General features: G+C 73.5%; 14 protein-coding genes. 11 read left to right on the top strand and 3 right to left on the bottom strand.

From position 1 onward, the window contains the following. Positions 1 to 14: 14 nt before the first annotated feature. The gene (locus BLS43_RS06575; protein ID WP_093078252.1) at positions 15 to 2,090 is read right to left on the bottom strand and encodes an elongation factor G-like protein EF-G2; all 2,076 of its coding nucleotides are present in this window, start codon (positions 2,088 to 2,090) and stop codon (positions 15 to 17) included. A 158-nt stretch (positions 2,091 to 2,248) separates the two neighbouring features. Between BLS43_RS06575 and BLS43_RS06570 the strand changes: the two genes are divergently transcribed. The 3 genes from BLS43_RS06570 (at position 2,249) to BLS43_RS06560 (ending at position 4,911) form a co-directional block, all read left to right on the top strand. Continuing rightward, positions 2,249 to 3,658, top strand: coding sequence for an NAD-dependent malic enzyme (locus BLS43_RS06570; protein ID WP_093078248.1), 1,410 nt, complete (start codon positions 2,249 to 2,251; stop codon positions 3,656 to 3,658). 66 nt (positions 3,659 to 3,724) lie between these two features. Further along, the gene (gene pdxT, locus BLS43_RS06565; RefSeq protein WP_245707333.1) at positions 3,725 to 4,324 is read left to right on the top strand and encodes a pyridoxal 5'-phosphate synthase glutaminase subunit PdxT; all 600 of its coding nucleotides are present in this window, start codon (positions 3,725 to 3,727) and stop codon (positions 4,322 to 4,324) included. Positions 4,325 to 4,425: 101 nt separating this feature from the next. Continuing rightward, entirely contained in the window at positions 4,426 to 4,911 is a 486-nt protein-coding gene (locus tag BLS43_RS06560; protein ID WP_093078239.1) for an SRPBCC family protein, read from the top strand. Here the strand turns inward: BLS43_RS06560 and BLS43_RS06555 are convergent. Further along, positions 4,897 to 5,202, bottom strand: coding sequence for a hypothetical protein (locus tag BLS43_RS06555; protein ID WP_093078236.1), 306 nt, complete (start codon positions 5,200 to 5,202; stop codon positions 4,897 to 4,899). The two genes, BLS43_RS06560 and BLS43_RS06555, sit on opposite strands and share 15 nt — an antisense overlap. A 227-nt stretch (positions 5,203 to 5,429) precedes the next feature. Between BLS43_RS06555 and BLS43_RS06550 the strand changes: the two genes are divergently transcribed. The 3 genes from BLS43_RS06550 (at position 5,430) to BLS43_RS29845 (ending at position 9,362) form a co-directional block, all read left to right on the top strand. Then, positions 5,430 to 6,179, top strand: coding sequence for a YebC/PmpR family DNA-binding transcriptional regulator (locus BLS43_RS06550; RefSeq protein ID WP_093078233.1), 750 nt, complete (start codon positions 5,430 to 5,432; stop codon positions 6,177 to 6,179). A 75-nt stretch (positions 6,180 to 6,254) separates the two neighbouring features. After that, complete coding sequence (gene polA / locus BLS43_RS06545) at positions 6,255 to 9,008, top strand: DNA polymerase I (protein ID WP_093078230.1); 2,754 nt, start codon at positions 6,255 to 6,257, stop codon at positions 9,006 to 9,008. 135 nt (positions 9,009 to 9,143) lie between these two features. After that, a complete protein-coding gene (locus BLS43_RS29845) occupies positions 9,144 to 9,362 on the top strand; it encodes a hypothetical protein (protein ID WP_176921199.1) in 219 nt (72 codons plus the stop codon). 13 nt (positions 9,363 to 9,375) lie between these two features. Here the strand turns inward: BLS43_RS29845 and BLS43_RS06535 are convergent, their stop codons facing one another. After that, complete coding sequence (locus BLS43_RS06535) at positions 9,376 to 9,861, bottom strand: MOSC domain-containing protein (protein ID WP_245707332.1); 486 nt, start codon at positions 9,859 to 9,861, stop codon at positions 9,376 to 9,378. 17 nt (positions 9,862 to 9,878) lie between these two features. On the opposite strand from BLS43_RS06535, the gene BLS43_RS31950 reads away from it, so the two are divergent. The 5 genes from BLS43_RS31950 (at position 9,879) to yajC (ending at position 13,153) form a co-directional block, all read left to right on the top strand. Further along, complete coding sequence (locus tag BLS43_RS31950; protein WP_176921198.1) at positions 9,879 to 10,142, top strand: helix-turn-helix transcriptional regulator; 264 nt, start codon at positions 9,879 to 9,881, stop codon at positions 10,140 to 10,142. A 91-nt stretch (positions 10,143 to 10,233) separates the two neighbouring features. Next, the gene (ruvC, locus tag BLS43_RS06520; RefSeq protein WP_093078580.1) at positions 10,234 to 10,818 is read left to right on the top strand and encodes a crossover junction endodeoxyribonuclease RuvC; all 585 of its coding nucleotides are present in this window, start codon (positions 10,234 to 10,236) and stop codon (positions 10,816 to 10,818) included. Positions 10,819 to 10,974: 156 nt separating this feature from the next. Then, positions 10,975 to 11,571, top strand: a complete 597-nt coding sequence (gene ruvA / locus BLS43_RS06515; RefSeq protein ID WP_093078227.1) for a Holliday junction branch migration protein RuvA — start codon at positions 10,975 to 10,977, stop codon at positions 11,569 to 11,571. Then, positions 11,568 to 12,608 (top strand): Holliday junction branch migration DNA helicase RuvB, encoded by a 1,041-nt coding sequence (gene ruvB / locus BLS43_RS06510; protein WP_093078224.1) that lies wholly within the window; start codon positions 11,568 to 11,570, stop codon positions 12,606 to 12,608. The genes ruvA and ruvB overlap by 4 nt, the downstream gene beginning before the upstream one ends. A gap of 101 nt (positions 12,609 to 12,709) precedes the next feature. Next, complete coding sequence (yajC, locus tag BLS43_RS06505; protein ID WP_093078221.1) at positions 12,710 to 13,153, top strand: preprotein translocase subunit YajC; 444 nt, start codon at positions 12,710 to 12,712, stop codon at positions 13,151 to 13,153. The last annotated feature ends 52 nt before the right edge of the window (positions 13,154 to 13,205 follow it).

The following is a 13,205-nucleotide window of genomic DNA, read 5'->3' as shown; positions in this document are numbered from 1 at the left end:
CGCCATGCCGGAGGTCAGGGGGTGTCGTAGCGGGCGAAGCGTCGCGTGAACGTCGCGGTACCGCTCGTCAGGGCGCGCAGGTCCACGGCGTAGCGGAGCAGCTCGGCCGCAGGCACCTCGGCGCGGACCAGGGTGCGGCCCGGCACCTCCGTCGGCTCGGTGCCCAGCACGCGTCCCCGCCTGCCGGACAGGTCGCCCAGGACGGCACCCAGGTGCGCGTCGAGGATCGTCACACCGACCTCGTCGACCGGCTCCAACACCACCAGCCCGCACTCCTCGGCCGCCGCGCGCACGGCGAGCGCCCCGGCCGTCTGGAAGGCGGCGTCCGAGGAGTCGACGCTGTGGGCCTTGCCGTCCACCAGCGTCGCCCGGACATCGACGACCGGGTGTGCGACGCCGTCGACCGCAGGCCCGTGGGCGAGCTGCGCGCGGATGCCCTTCTCGACGCTCGGCACGTACTGCGTCGGCACCGACCCGCCGACCACCGCGGAGCGGAACTCGAACCCGGACCCGCGGGGGAGCGGCTCGAACTCGACGTGGCACACCGCGTACTGCCCGTGCCCGCCGGACTGCTTGACGTGCCGCCCGGTCACCCGCGCCGCGGACCCGAGCGTGACCCGCATCGGCACCCGGACGTCCTCGGTGCGGACGTCCGCCCCCGCCTCCCGCAGCCGCGAGAGCACCACGTCCGCGTGCGCCTCCCCGGTCGTCCACAGCACGGTCTGGTGGGTCTCCCGGCTGCGTTCCAGGCGCAGCCCCGGGTCGGCGGCGACCAGCGTGGCGAGGGTCCGCGCGAGCTGGTCCTCCGCGCCCCGCTCCGTCGGCGCGACGGCGATCGGCAGCAGCGGCTCGGGCAGCTCCCAGGCCCGCAGCAGCAGGGGGTGGTCGGCGGCGGACACGGTGTCGCCCGTCTCGGCCCCGGAGACCTTCGTCAGGGCGCAGATGTCCCCGGCCACGCAGACCTCGGTGTCGACGAGCGTGGCGCCCAGCGCCGTGTAGAGGTGGGAGAGCCGGTCGTCGAGGTCGTGACCGGTGTCCTCGGGGCTGCTGCGCGGCGCCGGCACGTGCCCGGACACGTGGATCGCGGTGTCCGCGCGCAGGGTCCCGGAGAACACCCGGACCAGCGAGACCCGGCCGACGTACGGGTCCGCCGAGGTGCGCACGACCTCCGCGGCCAGCGGCCCGTGCGGATCCGCCGTCAGCGCGGGGTGGGGGTTGCCGTCGATGGTGCTCACCGGCGGCAGTGGATGCTCCAGCGGCGTCGGGAACCCGCCTGCGAGCAGCTCCAGCACGGCGTCCAGCCCGGTCCCCGTCGCGGCGCAGACCGGCACGACGGGGTGGAAGGCCCCGCGGGCGACGGCCGTCTCCAGGTCGGCGACCAGCGTCTCGACGGCGATGTGCTCGCCGCCGAGGTAGCGGTCCATCAGCGACTCGTCCTCGGACTGTTCGATGATCCCCTCGATCAGGCTCGCCCGGGCCTCCTCGGCGCCGTCGGGCGCGGCTCCGGGACCCTGCGTGAGCAGGCCGTACAGCCCGTCGTCGGTCGGCAGGTACAGGGGGGCGACCCCCGCGCCGAACGCCTCCCGGCACGCCAGCCGGGCGGCCTCGACGTCCGCCCGGGCCTGGTCGCACCGCGCCACCACGACCGCCCGCGGCATCCCGACGGCGGCGCACTCCTGCCACAGCGCCGCGGTGGCGGGGTCGATCGCGCCGTCGGCCCCGGCGGTCGCGGGGACGACGAACAGCGCGGCGTCCGCGGCGCGCAGGCCCGCCCGCAGGTCGCCGACGAAGTCCCCGTAGCCGGGGGTGTCGATCAGGTTGATCTTGAGCCCCGCGTGCCGCAGCGGCGCGACGGCGACGCCGACCGAGCGGTGCCTGCGGACGGCGGCGGGGTCGTGGTCGCAGACGGTCGTCCCGTCGACGACGCTGCCGGCGCGGGGGATGGTGCCGGTGTGGGCGAGGAGGGCCTCGGCCAGCGTCGTCTTGCCCGCCCCCGAGGGGCCGACGAGCACGACGTTCCTGATCAGTGCGGGATCGACCACCCCGGCCGGGTCGGCTCCCGAGGCTGTCCGGTCTTGTCTGACGGTCATGGCCGCACCTCCGCGGGCATCCGCGCGGCACACCGGTGTGCCGCCGGTCACACCGATTGGACTCCGGTGTCCGGTCGCGCACAACCCCTCAAGACTTGCTCAAGACCGACCCCGGCGTGTGCGTGGCCACGTCGGCCCCGCGAGTAGGGTCCCTGGCCGTGCCCATCCCCGGTCCCGGTTACGCCATCACCGTCCGCGTCGAGGCCCCGTCGTCCAGCAGCGCCGCGGGGGATCTCGCGGTCGCCGTCGGGAACGTGGGCGGCGTCGTCACCGCGTTCGACGTCGTGGAGTCGCGCACCGACGCGATCGTCGTCGACATCTCCTGCAACGCCCTGAACTCCGAGCACGCCGAGGAGATCACCGCGGCGCTCGGCGCCGTGCCGGGCGTGACCGTGCGGAAGGTGTCCGACCGGACGTTCCTGATCCACCTCGGCGGCAAGATCGAGGTCTCGTCGAAGGTGGCGCTGCGCAACCGAGACGACCTGTCCCGGGCCTACACCCCGGGCGTCGCGCGGGTGTGCCAGGCGATCGCGGCGAACCCGTCGGACGCCCGGCGGCTGACGATCAAGCGCAACACCGTCGCCGTCGTCACCGACGGGTCCGCGGTGCTGGGCCTGGGCAACCTGGGCGCGGCCGCGTCGATGCCGGTGATGGAGGGCAAGGCGGCGCTGTTCAAGCGCTTCGCCAACGTCGACGCCTGGCCGGTCGCGCTCGACACCCAGGACACCGAGGAGATCATCCGCACCGTCCAGGTCATCGCGCCCGCGTACGGCGGCATCAACCTCGAGGACATCGCCGCGCCGCGCTGCTTCGAGATCGAGCGCAGGCTGCGCGAGCTGTTGGACATCCCGGTCTTCCACGACGACCAGCACGGCACCGCCGTCGTCGTGCTCGGTGCGCTGCGCAACGCCCTGCGGGTCGTGCACAAGTCGATCTCCGACGCCAAGATCGTGGTCTGCGGCGTCGGCGCGGCGGGCTCGGCGATCATCCGGCTGCTGGCCTCGGAGAAGCCGGGGGAGGTGCTCGCCGTGGACATCGACGGGATCGTGCACGCCTCGCGGCCGGGCCTGGACGAGAACCTCACGTCGATCGCGGCGCAGACCAACCCGACCGACCGCTCCGGCTCGCTGGCCGACGCCCTCGTCGGCGCGGACGTGTTCATCGGCGTCTCGGCGCCGAACCTGTTCGGGGCCGACGAGGCCGCCACCATGGCGGACGACGCGATCATCTTCGCCCTGGCCAACCCGGACCCGGAGATCGACCCGAGCGTCGCCATGCAGCACGCGGCCGTCGTGGCCACGGGCCGCTCGGACTACCCGAACCAGATCAACAACGTGCTGGCCTTCCCGGGGGTGTTCCGCGGCCTGCTCGACGCGCAGGCCCACGACATCACCGACCGGATGCTGCTGGCCGCCTCGGCCGCGATCGCGGACGTCGTCGCGGAGCCCAACGCGAGCTTCATCGTCCCCAGCGTCTTCGACCAGTCGGTCGCGCCCGCCGTGGCGGACGCCGTCCGCCACGCCGCCCAGGAGGCCGCGGCGGCGGGCGAGGTCACCGCGGGTCTCTGACCCCCGCCGCGTGCCGTCCGCTCGTCGGGGTCGGGGTGCGCTGGGTCACTGTCTACCCTGGTCGGCGTGGTTCCGACGATCGGTGTGCTGGCCCTGCAGGGTGACGTCCGCGAGCACCTCGCCGCGCTGAGCGCGGCCGGGGTCGGCGCGGTGCCCGTGCGCAGGCCCGCCGAGCTCGCGGCCGTGGACGGGATCGTCCTCCCCGGCGGCGAGTCGACGACGATCAGCAAGCTCCTCGGGATCTTCGAGCTGCTCGATCCGTTGCGCGCCCGGATCGCCGACGGGCTGCCGGCCTACGGATCCTGCGCCGGGATGATCCTGCTGGCGGGCGAGGTGCTCGACGGGCGCCCGGACCAGGAGCAGCTCGGCGGCCTGGACGTCGTCGTGCGCCGCAACGCCTTCGGTCGCCAGGTGGACTCCTTCGAGACCGACCTGGACATGACCGGCGTCGGGTCGGTGCGGGCGGTGTTCATCCGCGCGCCGTGGGTGGAGAAGACCGGCGCGGACGTCGAGGTCCTGGCCACGGTGCCGGGGGACGCCGCCCAGGCCGCGGGCCGGGTCGTCGCCGTCCGGCAGGGGAACGTCCTGGCCACCTCCTTCCACCCGGAGATCACCGGGGACCTGCGCGTGCACGCCTACTTCGCGGACCTCGTGCGCTCGGCATAGACAACCGATCGGGTGCTGAGCCGCGCCACCCGGCTCCTGGAGTCCTACGCACAGCTCTGGCGCCATCGCGCGCAGTCCATCGACGCACTGCTGGAGGAGACATGACCGTCGTCGACGTCGTCCGCGACACCGAGAACCTCACCCTCACGTTCGTCGCGGAGTTCGCGGCGCCCGTCGAGCGGGTGTGGCAGGTCTGGGAGGACCCGCGCCTGCTGGAGCGGTGGTGGGGGCCGCCGACCCACCCGGCGACGTTCGAGCTGCTGGAGGTCGAGCCCGGTGGCCGCGCCGCCTACTTCATGACCGGCCCGGAGGGGGACCGGTTCCACGGCTGGTGGCGCATCACCGCCGTCGACGCCCCGCGCGGCCTCGCCTTCGAGGACGGCTTCGCGGACGCGGACGGCACCCCGTCGGACGCCATGCCGACGACGTCCGCCCTCGTCACGCTGGAGGCGACGGACTCGGGGACCCGGATGACGACGGTCACCACGTTCCCCTCGCTCGAGGCGCTGGAGAAGCTCTCCGAGATGGGCATGGAGGAGGGCATGCGCCTGGCGATGGGGCAGATCGACGGGCTACTGGCCGCCTGAGTGCAGCAGCTGCCCGTCGATCCACGGGTCGAAGCTGCGCGTGCGCCCCAGGTCGTCGGTGTAGGCGCAGGCCCGGTTGGTGATCGTGTCCGGGTTCGCGGGGTCGCCGAACTGCGGCGGGCTCTGCAGGTCGCAGGTGTACAGCGGCTGCGCGGGCCCGGTCACGGTGACGGTCAGTGGGGCGGCCTCGGCGTGGTCGGCGGTGCCGAGGAGGACGACGGACGACCCGGTCGCGAGCGCGGCGGCACCCGCCGCGGCGAAGCCCAGGCGCGCGATCAGCGTGCGGTCCATCGTGTCCCCCTCGTGTCGTCCCTGCCTCGCTATCGCGGGCCGGTCGACCGTCATTAACGCCTGACCTGGGCTTTCACCGAGGTCGGTGAATTCGGGGTACCCCGTGTAACGCCGGGTGCACCCTCTGGCGATGAGGCGCCGGACACCAGGTCGGTAGCATGGACGGGACATCCGGCAGGGGCCCTGGGCCGCCTGCGTGCCGCGAGCGAGGAGGGACGGGGCAGCCGATGAGTGGCCACTCCAAATGGGCGACGACCAAGCACAAGAAGGCCGTCATCGACGCCCGGCGCGGCAAGATGTTCGCGAAGCTGATCAAGAACATCGAGGTCGCGGCCCGCACCGGCGGCGGTGACCCGGACGGCAACCCCACGCTCTACGACGCCATCCAGAAGGCGAAGAAGAGCTCGGTGCCGAACGACAACATCGACCGGGCGGTGAAGCGCGGCTCCGGTGCGGACGGCGGCGGCGCCAACTACGAGACGATCACCTACGAGGGCTACGGCCCCAACGGCGTCGCGATGCTGATCGAGTGCCTGTCGGACAACCGCAACCGCGCGGCCACCGAGGTGCGCACGGCGATGACCCGCAACGGCGGGACCATGGCCGACCCCGGCTCCGTCGCCTACCTGTTCACGCGCAAGGGCGTCGTCGTGCTGCCGAAGGGCTCGCTGACCGAGGACGACGTGCTGCTGGCCGTCCTCGAGGCGGGCGCCGAGGAGGTCAACGACCTGGGGGACAGCTTCGAGGTCGTCTCCGAGCCCACCGACCTGGTCGCGGTGCGCACCGCGCTGCAGGAGGCGGGCATCGACTACGACTCGGCCGAGCCGACCTTCCTGCCCTCGATGCAGATCGAGCTGGACGCCGAGGGCGCCAAGAAGGTCTTCAAGCTGATCGAGGCGCTCGAGGACTCCGACGAGGTCCAGAACGTCTACTCGAACTTCGACGTGTCCGACGAGGTCATGGCCGAGGTCGGCTGAGATACCACCCGGTCCCGGGTGGGGGAGCGCTTCCCCCACCCGGAACCGTCGGTGCCCGGTCCTAGACTCGCGGCCGTGACCGCACCGACGAAGAACGCGACCGACACGAAGCGACTCCTGCTGCTGGACGGGCACTCGCTGGCGTACCGGGCCTTCTTCGCCCTGCCCGCGGAGAACTTCCGCACCGGCACCGGGCAGACCACGAACGCCGTCTACGGCTTCACGTCGATGCTCATCAACCAGCTGCGGGACGAGCAGCCGACGCACCTCGCCGTGGCGTTCGACGTCTCGCGCAAGACCTTCCGGTCGGAGCGCTACGCCGACTACAAGGCGAACCGCACGACCACGCCGGACGACTTCCGCGGCCAGGTGGACCTCATCAAGGAGGTCCTCAAGGCGCTCAACATCCCGGTGTTCGCCGTGGACGGGTTCGAGGCGGACGACATCATCGCCACCCTCGCCACCCAGGCGGAGCAGCAGGGCTTCGACGTGCTGATCACCACCGGCGACCGGGACGCCTTCCAGCTGGTCACCGACCACGTCACGGTGCTCTACCCCAAGCGCGGCGTCTCCGACCTCGGTCGGATCGACCCGGCCGAGGTGGACAAGCGCTACGGGCTCACCCCGACCCAGTACCCGGACTTCGCGGCGCTGCGCGGGGACCCCTCGGACAACCTGCCCTCCATCCCCGGCGTGGGGGAGAAGACGGCGGCGAAGTGGGTCCGCGAGTTCGGCTCCCTCGGCGAGCTGACCGACCGGGTGGACCAGGTCAAGGGCAAGGCGGGGGACGCGCTGCGCGCCAACCTGGCGAACGTGCTGATGAACCGCCAGCTCACGGAGCTCGTCCGGGACGTGCCGCTGGACAGCGTCCCCGCCGAGCTCGAGGTGCGGCCGTGGGACCGGGACGCGGTGCACCGGCTGTTCGACGAGCTGGAGTTCCGCGTGCTGCGCGAGCGGCTGTTCGCCACGCTGCAGAGCGCCGAGCCCGAGGCGGAGTCCGGGTTCGCGGTGCAGGGCGGGATCATCGCGCCCGGGGAGCTGGGCGACTGGCTCGCCGAGCACGCGCGGGACGGGCGGCGCGTGGGCGTCGCGTTCTCGGGGGTCGCCGGGGCGATCACCGAGCGGGACTTCTCCGGGATCGCGCTGGCCACGGGCGAGCCGTCGGTCGAGGACCGGGCGGACGGGGCCGCGGCGGGGGTGCCCGTGGCCGGGTACGTGGACGTCCGGCTGCTCACGCCGGAGGACGAGGCCGCGCTCGGGGCGTGGCTGGCGGACCCGACCGTGCCCAAGGCCTCACACGACGTCAAGGCGGTGCTGCACGGCCTGCGCTCGCGCGGGTGGGAGCTGCGGGGCCTGACCAGCGACACCGCGCTGGCGGCGTACCTGGCCCGGCCCGGACAGCGCTCCTTCGACCTGGCGGACCTGGCGCTGCGCTACCTGCGCCGCGAGCTCGCCATGGAGGGCGGCCCCGCGGACGGGCAGCTCTCCCTGCTCGGCGGCGAGGAGGAGGCGGACGCGCAGCACGCCGAGGCCGAGATGGTCGCCGCGTCCGCGGTCGCCGAGCTGGCGGACGCACTGGGCACCGAGCTCGCCGAGAAGGAGCAGACCCGGCTGCTGCTGGAGCTGGAGCAGCCCCTCGCCTTCGTGCTCGCGGACTGCGAGGCCGCGGGCATCGCCGTGGACCAGTCGCACCTCGGCATGCTGGAGGCGGAGTTCGGCGGGCAGGTCGCCCAGGCCGCGCACCTCGCCTACGAGGTCATCGGCAAGGAGATCAACCTGGGCTCGCCCAAGCAGCTGCAGGTCGTGCTGTTCGACGAGCTGAACATGCCCAAGACCAAGCGCACCAAGACCGGCTACACCACGGACGCGGACGCGCTGCAGAGCCTGTTCGAGCAGACCGAGCACCCGTTCCTGCAGCACCTGCTCACCCACCGGGACGCCACCCGGCTCAAGATCACGGTCGACGGGCTGCTCAAGTCGGTCGCGGCGGACGGGCGGATCCACACCACGTACTCGCAGACGATCGCCGCGACGGGCAGGTTGTCGTCCACCGACCCCAACCTGCAGAACGTGCCGATCCGCACGGCGGCCGGGCGGCGGATCCGCGAGGCGTTCGTCGTCGGCGAGGGCTACGCGGAGCTGATGACCGCGGACTACAGCCAGATCGAGATGCGGATCATGGCCCACCTGTCCGAGGACGCCGCGCTGATCGAGGCCTTCAACTCGGCGCGGGACTTCCACTCGGAGACGGCGTCGAAGGTGTTCGGGGTGGCGCCGGACGAGGTCACGCCCGCCCAGCGCGCCAAGATCAAGGCGATGAACTACGGGCTGGCCTACGGGTTGTCGGCCTTCGGCCTGTCCGGGCAGCTGCGGATCTCCACCGAGGAGGCCCGCGCCCTGATGGACGACTACTTCGAGACCTTCGGCGGGGTGCGGGACTACCTGCGCTCGGTCGTCGACGTCGCCCGCCGGGAGGGCTACACGGCCACCATGCTGGGTCGTCGGCGCTACCTGCCCGACCTGACCAGCGACAACCGCCAGCGCCGCGAGATGGCCGAGCGGATGGCGCTCAACGCCCCCATCCAGGGCTCGGCGGCGGACATCATCAAGGTCGCGATGCTCGGGGTGGCCAGGGCACTCGCCGAGGAGGGGCTGCGCAGCCGGATCCTGCTCCAGGTGCACGACGAGCTGGTGCTGGAGGTCGCCGAGGGCGAGCACGAGCGGCTGGAGAAGCTCGTCCGCCGCGAGATGGCCGCGGCCGAGGACCTCTCGGTGCCGCTCGAGGTCTCGGTCGGCTACGGCCGCAGCTGGGACGACGCCGCCCACTGACCGCCCCGCGCCGCGAGTCCCACACTTCGGACACGCGAGTCCCGCGGTCGGCACGCGAGTCCGCCGCCCCGTGCGCGCGGGCGTCGGTGACCGCTGAAATCGGGTTGCCGCGGGCGGCAGGATGCTCGGAGTGCTGTGCGCCACGGACCCGCTCCCGCCCGCCCGTTCCTCACCGACCCCGACCACATCGTGCGGTGGGCCTGGCGCACCCAGCCGACGGCGGGCGAGCACGTGCGGGCCCTCGCCGCCGCCCGTCCCGACCTGCCGGTCGTCCGGCTGCGCTCGCGCGCGGAGATCAGGACCTGGCTGGAGGGCCCCGCCCGCGCCCTGGCCCCGCCCGCCGCGGACACCTGAACGTCGGCCGCGGTCACTCGCCGCGGTCGAGGGTCGTCGGGCCCAGGCGCAGGACGCCGGACGTCAGCGGTGCGCACCGGATCCCGCCGCGGCGGCGGAGGGCCCGGAACGCACCCGGCGCGAGCGCCTGGTCCATCCAGGCACACGGGTTGGCCGGGCGGTGGGCCCGGAACCGCACGCCGCCGAGAGTGAACTCGCCGGCCAGCCCGTCGACGTCCGCGCCGCGCAGCACGACCGTGCGCCGCGCGAGGACCGGGTCGAACGCCGGCACCCCGAGCTCGGCGGCCACCGCCTCCAGGGACTCGACCGCGATCAGCGTCACGGAGGCGCGGCGGTGCGCCGGGTGGCCGAAGTACCGGTCGCCCACGACCCCCAGCCCGGCCCTGACCTCGACGGACGCCCGGCCCGGAGGCTCGGGATCGGGCCGCGGCCCGTCGGACGGGCGACCCTCGAACGCGTGGATCGGCGACGCCATCAACGCGACGATCTCCACCTGCACGGCTCCATCCTTCCCCCATGAGCCCGCCGCCCGTCGCACACGTCCGGCGGGCCCGTGACCTGATCGACCGCTGCTACGCCGAGCCGCTCGACCTGGAGGCCATGGCGATCGCGGCCGGGTACTCCCGGTTCCACTTCGCCCGGGCGTTCCGCACGGCCTACGTCGCGCCACGTTCGCCGAGCTCAGCGGGCGCGGGGTCGAGTTCCTGCAGCCGCCCGCCGAACGCCCGTACGGCGTCGAGGCCGTGTTCCGGGACGACTCCGGCAACTGGTTCAGCCTGACCGAGCGGGCGTAGGCCCGGCCCGTCCGCGCGTCGGACGTCCGCGGCGGAGCCGGGCGCCGGTAGCGTCCTCCCGGACGAGGGGAGTGCGGGTGCGGGTACTCGGAGTCGACCCGGGGCTGACCCGGTGCGGGCTCGGCGTGGTCGACGGCACGGGTGCGCGCCAGGTCGCGTGCGTCGACGTCGGCGTGGTGCGCAGCGACACGGACGTCCCGGTGGACCGTCGGCTCCTCGTCGTGGCGGACGAGGTGGAGCGCTGGATCGCACGCCACCGGCCGGACGTGGTCGCGATCGAGCGGGTGTTCGCCCAGCACAACGTCCGCACCGTGATGGGCACCGCCCAGGCCAGCGGGGTGGTCGCGCTGGTCGCCGCGCGGGCCGGGCTGCCGGTCGCGTTCCACACCCCGAGCGAGGTCAAGGCCGCGGTCACCGGTGCGGGTCGCGCGGACAAGGCCCAGGTCACGGCCATGGTCACCCGCGTGCTGGGGCTCGCCGAGGCGCCGCGGCCCGCGGACGCTGCGGACGCCCTGGCCCTCGCCATCTGCCACTGCTGGCGGGCGCCGATGATGACCCGGATGGCCGAGGCCGAGCGCCGGGCGGCCGAGATCGCGAAGCAGCACAGGGCGCGGTTGGCGGCGGCCCAGAAGGAGCGGCTCGCGGCGGCCCGACGGCGCTGAGCGAGGGCCGGGGTGAGAGCCCGGTCGCGCGGCGCCTCCCCCGCCCGAGTGCAGGACTCGCGGTGGGACACGCCGTCGGGTGGGGGTGGATCGGTTCGGGGGACCGGGCCGGTAGCCTTCGGCTCGAACTAGTGTTCGTATCTGCGAGGAGTGCTTGTGATCTCGTCCGTGCGCGGGCCCGTGCTGGAGATCGGGTTGGACCACGCCGTGGTCGAGGTCGGCGGGCTCGGGTACGCCGTGTTCTGCACGCCGAACACGCTGGCCGGGCTGCGGCGGGGGACCGAGGCGAAGCTCGCCACCACGTTGATCGTCCGCGAGGAGTCGCTGACCCTCTTCGGGTTCGCGGACGTCGACGAGCGGGAGCTGTTCCTGCTGCTCCAGACCGTGTCCGGGATCGGCCCGCGGCTCGCGCTGGCGACCATCGCGGTGCTGGAGCCGGACACGCTCCGCCGCGCCCTGCACGACGGGGACCTGGCGACGCTGCAGCGCATCCCCGGCGTCGGGAAGAAGAGTGCGGAGCGGCTGGTGGTGGAGCTGCGGGACAAGGTGCTGGTCACGCCCGCCACCCCGCCCGTCGCGCAGGTCGCGGCCACCGGCGGGCACCGGGACCGGGTCGTGGAGGCGCTGCTGGGGCTCGGGTTCACCCAGAGACCCGCCGAGCAGGCGGTGGACGCGGTGCTGGCCGAGAACCCCGCGGCGGACCCGTCGCACCTGCTCCGGACCGCGTTGAGCAGCCTGGGCCGTAGCCGGTGAGCGAGGAGTCGCGCGAGTTCAGCGGGGTCGCCGCCGAGGCGGTACCCGAGGACCTGGACGTCGAGAACTCGCTGCGGCCGCGGAACCTGCGGGAGTTCATCGGGCAGCCGCGGGTGCGCGAGCAGCTCGAGCTCGTGCTCGAGGGGGCGCGGCGACGCGGCGACCCGCCGGACCACATCCTGCTCTCCGGGCCCCCCGGGCTCGGCAAGACCAGCCTGAGCATGATCGTCGCGGCCGAGATGGGGGCGTCGATCCGGCTGACGTCCGGGCCGGCGTTGGAACGCGCGGGCGACCTCGCCGCGATGCTGTCCAACCTGCTCCCCGGGGACGTGCTGTTCATCGACGAGATCCACCGCATCGCCCGGCCCGCCGAGGAGATGTTGTACCTCGCGATGGAGGACTTCCGGGTGGACGTCGTCGTCGGGAAGGGGCCGGGGGCCACCTCGATCCCGCTGGACATCGCGCCGTTCACGCTGGTCGGGGCCACGACCCGGGCCGGCGCGCTGACCGGCCCGCTGCGGGACCGCTTCGGCTTCACCGCGCACATGGAGTTCTACGAGCCGCACGAGCTGGAGCGGGTGCTGACCCGCGCGGCCACCATCCTGGACGTCGACCTGAAGGCGGACGGCGCCGAGGAGATCGCCGGGCGCTCCCGCGGCACCCCCCGCATCGCGAACCGCCTGCTCCGCCGCGTGCGGGACTTCGCCGAGGTCCGCGCGGACGGCACCGTGAACCGCGCCGTGGCCCGGGACGCGCTCGCGGTGTACGACGTCGACGAGCTGGGTCTGGACCGGCTGGACCGCGCCGTGCTGGGGGCGTTGGTGCGGACGTTCGGAGGAGGCCCCGTCGGCGTGTCGACGCTGGCTGTGGCGGTGGGCGAGGAACCCGGTACCGTCGAGGAGGTCTGCGAGCCGTACCTGGTACGGGCCGGGATGCTCGCCCGCACGCCGCGGGGCCGGGTGGCCACACCCGCGGCCTGGGCCCATCTGGGGTTGCGTCCTCCGGAGGAGAGCACCGGTCCGCAGGGACTGTTCTAGGCGAAACCGCACGTCACGCGCCCGGCCCGGTGGTCGAGGCGCGAGCCCGGACTGGCAGACTCGCACCGCCGACGTGCTCGAATACGGAAGAAAGCGACATCATGGACCTGAGCCTGCTGTTCCCCATCCTCATCCTGCTGCTGTTCATCCCGATCTTCCTGTCGGGGCGCAAGCAGAAGCGGCAGTTGGCGGAGACCCAGCAGATGCAGAACGCCCTGGCGGAGGGTGACGTCGTCACCACCACCTCGGGCCTGCGCGGCACCGTGGTCGACGCGTCCTACGAGGACACCATCGACCTGGAGATCGCGGACGGCGTCGTCACCACGTGGCTGCGCGCCGCGGTGCGGGACAAGGTCGCGACCGACACCCACGCCGAGGACGCCGCCGAGGACGCCGCGGACACCGAGTCGGACACTCCGGCCGAGCTGCCCACGACCGGCACGACCGGCACGACCACCGCGAACGGGACGAGCCCGACGACGGCGACCACCTCGGACACCCCGGCGGGCGCGACCGTCGAGACCCCGGCCGACGACAAGAAGTGACCGCGGGGGCGCTGTCCGCGCCCTTCGACCCGTGGTGCAGCATCGTCGGGTG

Origin of the sequence: Pseudonocardia oroxyli (assembly GCF_900102195.1) — a bacterium.
Lineage (GTDB): Bacteria > Actinomycetota > Actinomycetes > Mycobacteriales > Pseudonocardiaceae > Pseudonocardia > Pseudonocardia oroxyli.
The sequence above is the reverse complement of the archived record's forward strand: the minus strand, read 5'-3'. Positions and strand labels throughout refer to the sequence as shown.